The organism is Actinomyces sp. ZJ308 (assembly GCF_011752065.1).
GTDB lineage: Bacteria > Actinomycetota > Actinomycetes > Actinomycetales > Actinomycetaceae > Actinomyces.
In genome coordinates, this window is sequence record NZ_JAAIJY010000006.1 from 147,147 (window position 1) to 154,754 (window position 7,608).

General features: G+C 68.7%; 5 protein-coding genes. 4 read left to right on the forward strand and 1 reads right to left on the reverse strand.

All coding sequences use genetic code 11. The annotated features are described in order from the left end of the window. Nucleotides 1-752 precede the first annotated feature (752 nt). Genes efeU through efeB form a run of 3 tightly spaced genes read left to right on the forward strand, consistent with a single transcriptional unit; the run spans nucleotide 753 to nucleotide 4,565 of the window. Entirely contained in the window at nucleotides 753-1,628 is an 876-nt protein-coding gene (efeU, locus tag HCR68_RS05090) for an iron uptake transporter permease EfeU (protein ID WP_167147028.1), read from the forward strand. A 49-nt stretch (nucleotides 1,629-1,677) separates the two neighbouring features. Beyond that, on the forward strand, nucleotides 1,678-3,006 hold the full coding sequence (efeO, locus tag HCR68_RS05095; protein ID WP_167147031.1) for an iron uptake system protein EfeO: 1,329 nt from the start codon (nucleotides 1,678-1,680) through the stop codon (nucleotides 3,004-3,006). Between the two features lie 44 nt (nucleotides 3,007-3,050). Beyond that, a complete protein-coding gene (gene efeB, locus HCR68_RS05100) occupies nucleotides 3,051-4,565 on the forward strand; it encodes an iron uptake transporter deferrochelatase/peroxidase subunit (RefSeq protein ID WP_167147033.1) in 1,515 nt (504 codons plus the stop codon). A 658-nt stretch (nucleotides 4,566-5,223) separates the two neighbouring features. Here the strand turns inward: efeB and HCR68_RS05105 are convergent. After that, a complete protein-coding gene (locus tag HCR68_RS05105; RefSeq protein ID WP_167147036.1) occupies nucleotides 5,224-6,459 on the reverse strand; it encodes an MFS transporter in 1,236 nt (411 codons plus the stop codon). A gap of 115 nt (nucleotides 6,460-6,574) precedes the next feature. Between HCR68_RS05105 and HCR68_RS05110 the strand changes: the two genes are divergently transcribed. Beyond that, nucleotides 6,575-7,168 carry a TetR family transcriptional regulator gene (locus HCR68_RS05110; protein ID WP_167147039.1) on the forward strand — a complete coding sequence of 198 codons (594 nt, stop codon included), beginning with the start codon at nucleotides 6,575-6,577 and terminating at the stop codon, nucleotides 7,166-7,168. Nucleotides 7,169-7,608: the final 440 nt, after the last annotated feature.

Sequence of the window (7,608 nt, forward strand, 5' to 3'; positions counted from 1 at the left end):
GCGGCTGTCATGACTCACGGGCGGGGGTGAGACGGGGGCGAAGCGGATGGTGACGCCAGGACCCCCGCCCGTGTTCCCAAGGCGGTGTGCAGGTTGGGTTCCACCTGCACACCGCCCGTTCTCCTCGGTTCTCGAGAGCGTGTCCTTTTCTTAAGGACTTGCCTTCCGCTCGGGGATGCCTATTCACGGGGCCGGCCATAGGTGATCTTGCCCGTGGTGGGTGCAGGGGACACCGCGTTCGAAGGGGTAACGGAGACGCCGAGTCCGTACCTTGAAGGCTCGAACCGGAGTCTCGCTCCCGACCGCAACGCTCACGGCGGGACTTGGCGGCCTCGAATCACACGGACGGCCCAAGTCATGCCGCTGTTGTGTCCACAGAAATGACATTGGGGCCTCAACACCTGGATTCGAGTCGACGGATCGGCGTAATTCCAACGATTTACCAGCGCCGCCCCGCCGCAACCGCTTCAATGTCATTTCTGTGGACACCAGCGTCCGCACACCCATCGCAGTTCAAGAAAGGTGGCGGAGACTGCTATGAATAATCCTCGTTCAATGGTGGGCGCAGGGTTGAGGCTTCCGACAGGTAGATTAAAGATCGATTCATAGCCGTCATGGATTTCTGAAATGGGCATTACCTGCATTCCTTCGGTACGGCTACGACGAATCCGCCGTCTTGGTCATCAGACATCTACAGGCTAGGCTTACCTTGGTTGCAGAGGTCAGACACTGATTCGTGACATGGAGGCCGTGTGTTTCTCGCCAACCTGCTTATTGCCTTACGGGAGGGTTTAGAGGCCGTCCTCGTTGTCAGCATTATCATCGCCTACCTGGTTAAATCCGGTCGGCGCGACGCCCTGCCCAAGCTGTGGGCGGGTATTGGTCTGGCCGCACTCATTCCGCTGTCCGTCGGCGCCGTCCTGACCTGGGGGCCGAAGACACTGACCTTCCAGGCCCAGGAGATCCTCGGCGGCACCCTGTCCTTCGTCGCCGTCGGCCTGGTGACCTGGATGATCTTCTGGATGGGCAGGAACGCCCGCGAGCTCAAGGGCGAGCTGGAGGGCTCGCTGTCCAGGACCCTCGCCGGGGGCGGCTCCGGCTGGGGCGTCGTGTGGATCGCCGTCGTCGCCGTCGGCCGTGAAGGAGTCGAGACCGCCCTGTTCATCTGGGCCACCGTGCGCTCCAGCATCGAGAGCTCCGTCATGCAGACCACGGCGGGCGTCGTCACCGGCCTCGTCCTGGCCGTTGCGCTCGGCTTTCTCATCTACCAGGGCGCGGTGCGCATCAACTTCCGCGTCTTCTTCGCCACCACCGGATACTTCCTGGTCGTCGTGGCCGCGGGCATCGTCGCCTACGGCGTCGGCGACCTCCAGGAGGCCGGCGTCCTGCCCGGCATCATGAACCACGCCTGGGACCTGTCCACCCACCTGCCGGCCAGCACCTCGCCCCTCTACTGGCTCTACGTGCTGCTCCAGGCCATGTTCCAGCTCAACCTCCAGCCCACCGTGCTGCAGGTCGTGGGCTGGAACCTGTACATCGTGCCGACCCTGGTGCTCCTCACCCTCCAGATCCGGGGCCGGTGGCCCTCACCGCCCCGCAAGGTCGAGGCAGCAGTCGAGGCCTCCTGACCTCTCCGAAGACCCTTCTCCCATCACCACCTCTTCACGAAGGAAAACCATGCCCACCATCAAGCGACGCAACGTGCTGGCCCTCCTCCCCCTGACCGCCATGGGCCTGGGGCTGGCCGCCTGCGCGGACAACCCCAGGAACGCCAAGGGCGGCGCCTCCGGCTCCGGGGCCGCCCAGGAGATCACGGTGACCCTCACCGACGACTCCTGCCAGCTGTCCTCCACCTCCTTCCCCTCGGGCGTCGTCACCTTCACCATCACCAACTCGGGCTCGGCGCCCAACGAGCTGGAGATCCTCACCGAGGACAAGCTCCAGATCATCTCCGAGCAGGAGAACATCGGCCCCGGCACCACCACGAAGCTCACCACCTCCCTCAAGGAGGGCACCTACTACGCCGCCTGCAAGCCCAACATGGTCGGCGAGCTCAAGGGCGTCACCCAGCTGACGATCACCAAGGGCGCCGCCGTCGACGTCAGCGCCGACGAGGCCAAGGCGCGCGAGGACGCCGTCACCAACTACACCGCCTACGTGCGCGACCAGACCGGCCAGCTCCTGACCGCCACCCAGGGCTTCGTCACCGCCTACCTCTCCGGCGACACCGCCACCGCCCAGAGCCTCTACCCGCTGGCGCGCCAGTACTACGAGCGCATCGAGCCCACCGCCGAGTCCTTCGGGCTCAAGGAGGCCGGTGACCTCGACGCCGCCCTGGACACCCGCGTCCAGGACCTCGCCGCCGGCGCCGGCAAGGCCGTCACCGACAAGGAGGTCATCGACGGCTGGACCGGGTGGCACCGCATCGAGGCCGACCTGTGGGCCCAGGACCCCGCCAGCCCCTTCAAGTTCGCCGACGACGCCGCCCGCCAGAAGGTCGCCGACCAGCTCAACTCCGACACCAAGTCCCTCTACGACCTCGTCTACGGCAACATCACCGGCACTGGCGGCAAGAAGTTCGAGCTCGAGCTCGAGGACGTCGCCAACGGCGCCTCCTCCCTCCTCGAGGAGGTCGCCACCACCAAGATCGTCGGCGAGGAGGAGACCTTCTCCCACACCGACCTCTACGACTTCCAGGCCAATGTCGAGGGCGCCAAGGTCGCCTACGGCAACGTCGAGGACCTCATGAAGAAGAAGGACGCCAAGCTCGCCGAGAAGATCACCTCCCAGTTCAAGGCCGTCGAGGAGCTCGTCGCGGCCCAGGCGACCGGGGAGACGGCCGACGGCCGCAAGACCTACGCGGACTACTCCACCATCGCCTCGGTCCAGAAGGACGCCGGCGAGGCCCCGGACAAGAACTCCTACACCGACGTGCAGCGCAAGTTCTCCGACGCCGTCAACGCCCTGAGCGAGTCGCTGTCCAAGGTCGCCGGAACCGTCCTCTGAGCCGCGCGGCCAGAACGATCCGGACACCCCGGAAGGAGTCAGCAGTGAGTGGCAAGCCGGCCGATCAGTCGGAGACCTCCCCGGTCGCGGGCGACGTGACTAAGCCGGAGGCGTCGCAGGCGCAGCGGGAGCCGGGCGGCCCGGCGTCGCAGGACCCCGGCGGCGCCTCACGGTCCCCCGACGACGCGGAGGAGTCCCAGGAGGCCGCCTCCTCCGAGGCTCCCGGGGAGCCGGACCCGGCAGGAGGCTCCGACAATCCCGAGCCCCCAGCCAGGAAGGGCACCAGCCGACGCGCCATGTTCACCGGCGCCGGCCTGGGCGCCGCGCTCGCGGGCCTGGCCGGCGTCGCCGGCGGACGCGCCTGGGAGGCCTCCCGGCAGCCCGAGGAGGCCATCCTCACCGTCTACCCCTTCCGGGGTGACCACCAGGCGGGGATCACCACCCCCGCCCAGGACAACATGTTCACCGCGGCCTTCGACGTCTCCACCACCGACGTCGAGGAGCTCAAGACCCTCCTGTCCGACTGGGCCGTGGCCGCCGAGCAGATGACCGCCGGCGAGCTCATCGGCGGCCAGCCCAGCTCCAACAAGCAGCTGCCGCCCAAGGACACCGGGGAGGCCTGGGGCTACAAGCCCAATGGGCTGACCATCACCTTCGGCGTGGGCAGGAGCCTGTTCGTCGACGCCGAGGGCAACGACCGCTTCGGCCTGGCCGACAGGATGCCGGCCATCCTCAAGGAGGGCATGCCCTCCTTCTCCGGCGACCAGCTTCACGCCGCCCAGTCCGACGGCGATCTGCTCGTCCAGGCCTGCTCCAACGACGCCCAGGTGTGCGTCCACGCGATCCGCAACCTCACCCGCATCGCCTTCGGGACCGCCGCCCTGAGGTGGAGCCAGGTCGGATACGGGCGGACGTCGTCGACCTCCGTGGACCAGGAGACGCCGCGCAACCTCTTCGGCTTCAAGGACGGCACCAACAACATCAAGGCCGAGGACCCGGACGACCAGCTCAACGAGCACCTTTGGGTCCAGTCCGGCGACGACGCCACAGCCTCCTGGATGACCGGCGGCACCTACTACGTGGCGCGTCGCATCCGCATGCTCGCCGAGGTGTGGGACCGGCTACGGCTCATCGAGCAGGAGCAGACCATGGGGCGCGACAAGCGCTACGGGGCGCCGCTGAGCATCGCCAACCCCACGAGGTCCTCCGAGGAGTTCACGGCCGTGGACTACGCGGCCAAGGATGACAAGGGGGACACGCTCGTGCCGGCCGACGCGCACATCGCCGTCGTCTCACCGGAGCAGAACCAGGGGCGCCGGATGCTGCGCCGCGGCTACAACTACACCGACGGCTCCGACTCCCTGGGGCTGCTGCAGACCGGGTTGTTCTTCATCGCCTTCGTGCGGGACCCGCGCACGAACTTCTACCCGATCCTGGACCGCATGACCAAGAGCGACGCCCTCCAGGAGTACCTCAAGCACGAGGCCGCGGCCCTGTTCGCCATCCCGCCGGGCATCAAGAAGGGCGACACCATGGTGGCCGCCTCGCTGTTCAGCTGAGCCGCGGCCGGGCGGGGTCGGGGGGAGGCAGTACGCGGAGGAGATCAACGGCAAACTGGACGCGGCGGTCGGGCGGGTCGGGCGAGAGGCCTGCGGCGGCTACTGCACGTACCTCGGGTCGTACTGGCCGGGGGATGACCGTACTGCACGGGGTCTGGACCTTCGTGGAGTACGGCTATGTCCCGTGCAGTAGCCCCTGACCCTCGTGTAGTGCGGGCAGCGCGGGTGCCCCAGATGCGGTGGCCCGGGCTCATCGCCCCGCCCCTCGTGCAGTACTGCTGGCAGGCAGGTGGTGAGGCCTGCTCGGGGTCGGGTCCGGCCCAGCCGGGGACGTCTGGCGCGTACGGGGACCTTTCCTTGCGGCCGGGGACATTCGACGCCGTCGGGGACAGAAATCCTGCACCCGTAGGTGTGAGATGTCCCCGTCCGTGTGGTGGACGCACCCGTAGGCGTCGAATGTCCCCGTCGGTGCTGGGCGGGAGGCTGTTGAGGTGGAGCCTGGCGATCCGTCGTACGAGTGCCCCCGCTGGTGCTGGGTGGGAATCGGTATGCGGGCCGACAGGCGGCCGGGCTCTTCCCTCAGTCATCTGCGAGAAGACGCAGTTCTCGCGGCAGAAGTACGTCCTCGATCCCGTGACGAACCCCAAGGCTCCAGCGGTCAGTGCTCCGTGCCGGTGAGCGCCTTGAAGCCGGTCACCGCGGCCAGTGCCAGGGCCAGGATCCCGGTCAGGATCAGGGCCAGGGCCCGGAAGGCGGGCGCTGACGCCGCCAGCAGCGGGCCGACGCTCGTGCCGAGGAACAGGATGAAGCCGTTGAGCGCCATGCCGCTACCGCGGTTGGGGGCCGACACCTGCCCGTAGAGGCTGATCATCGCCGGCACGGCCAGCGCCACCCCGACGACGTACACGATGCTGCACGCCACCAGGGCAGGCAGGCCGCCTGCGAGCAGCGCCTCGCCGAGCATGCCCAGTGCCGACAGCCCGAAGCCGAGCCGAGCCACCTCCGCCCAGGACCACCTGGCGGCGAGCCTTCCCGCGGCCAGACTGATGAACATGGCCGGCAGCGCGGCCAGGCGAATGAGGATGATGGTCGAGGGACGCATCCCCAGCGCCTCCAGGTGGCCGCCAATGCCGGTGTACATGGCGACGAACACCATGAGCAGTGTGACGTGCGCCAGGCTGAGCGCAAGGACCGCGGGCCTCAGAGCGAGCCGCCCCAGCGTCGCGAACTGCCCGTGCAGCGAGGAGGTCGAGGAGCCGGGGGCACGGGCGGCGTCGTGCACGATGACGAGGATGACGGCCAGTGCCACGGCCAGGAGCCCTGCGCACAGGGGGAAGAACCAGCGCCATCCCAGGCGCAGCGCGACCAGTGAGGCGAGTACCTGGCCGGCGATGCCCGCCACCAGGAACGACGTCGACATCGCCCCGATCGCCCCGGCCCGTCTGGGCGGAGCCAGCGCCTCGGACAGGTATGCCAGGGCGATGGGCGCGAACCCGGAGGCGCTCAGTCCCTGAAGCGCACGCAGCGCCGCGAGCGCCGGTAGCGAGGGAGCCAGGGCGCAGCACGCGGTGGAGATGGCGAGGAGTCCCAGCGCGAGCGCCATCGTCCGCCTCCTGCCGTAGTGGTCGGAGACCGGCCCCCAGATGAGGAAGCCCGCGGCGTAGGTGAGGCTGAAGGCCGTCGACAGGGCGAAGGTGGCGTCTCCGCCCAGCTGGGCGGAGACGGGACCCAGCAGGGGGATGGCGGCGTACAGCTGAGTCAGGACGAGCAGTGCGGTCGCCACGAGGGCCGCGGTGGCGCTGCTCCCGGCGGGGTAGGCGGTGGTCGACTGGGGTGTCGGCTCTGGGGAGTGGGCGGCGTCGGGATGCTGGTCGGGTCGGTGTGCGGAAGGCATGAGAACCCCTTTCCAACGAAAGCGTTGGAAATGACCCTAGTAGACTGGAGAGGTAGTTTCAACGGTAGCGTTGGAGTTTGCCGCCGGCGCTCGCGGACACGGAGGATGGGGCGCCATGGCCTGGGACACCGAGGGGACGAAGCGCAAGATCAAGGACGCCGCCACGGCCGAGTTCGTCCGCCACGGGCCCGCCGGGACCACCGTGGAGCGGATCGCCAAGCGGGCCGGCGTCAACAAGGAGCGCGTCTACAACTACTTCGGCTCCAAGGACCGTCTCTTCTCCGCGGTCCTGCGCGACGAGCTGACCAAGGTGGCCGAGGCCGTCCCGCCCGCCTTCGACGAGGGTGAGGATGCGGGGGACTACGCCGGGCGCCTCTACGACTACCACCGGCAGCGCCCCGAGCTCATCCGGCTCCTGTGCTGGGAGGCCCTCACCTTCGACGGCGAGGTGCCCGAGGAGGAGCTGCGGCGGGAGCACTACCAGCGCAAGATCGACGGGGTGCGCGGCGGCCAGGACGCCGGGGCCCTGACTCGGGAGGCCGAGCCGGGCGCGCTCATGCTCATGATCATGTCTTTGACGGGCTGGTGGTCCACCGTGCCCCAGGTGGCGCGGATGCTGTGCGGCCCCCTGGACGATGAGGAGGCGCACGCCCGCCAGCGCGCCGTCGTCGTCGAAGCGGCCCGCCGGCTCGCCGCGCCCCGGGACTGAGCCGCGGCCGGGCGGGGCCGGGGAGTCGGGGGCGAGGGTTGCGGCGGCTACTGCACGTACCTCGGGTCGTACTGGCCGGGGGTTGACCGTACTGCACGGGGTCTGGACCTTCGTGGAGTACGGCTATGTCCCGTGCAGTAGCCCCTGACCCTCGTGTAGTGCGGGCAGCGCGGGTGCCCCAGATGCGGTGGCCCGGGCTCATCGCCCCGCCCCTCGTGCAGTACTGCTGGCAGGCAGGTGGTGAGGCCTGCTCGGGGTCGGGTCCGGCCCAGCCGGGGACGTCTGGCGCGTACGGGGACCTTTCCTTGCGGCCGGGGACATTCGACGCCGTCGGGGACAGAAATCCTGCACCCGTAGGTGTGAGATGTCCCCGTCCGTGTGGTGGACGCACCCGTAGGCGTCGAATGTCCCCGTCGGTGCTGGGCGGGAGGCTGTTGAGG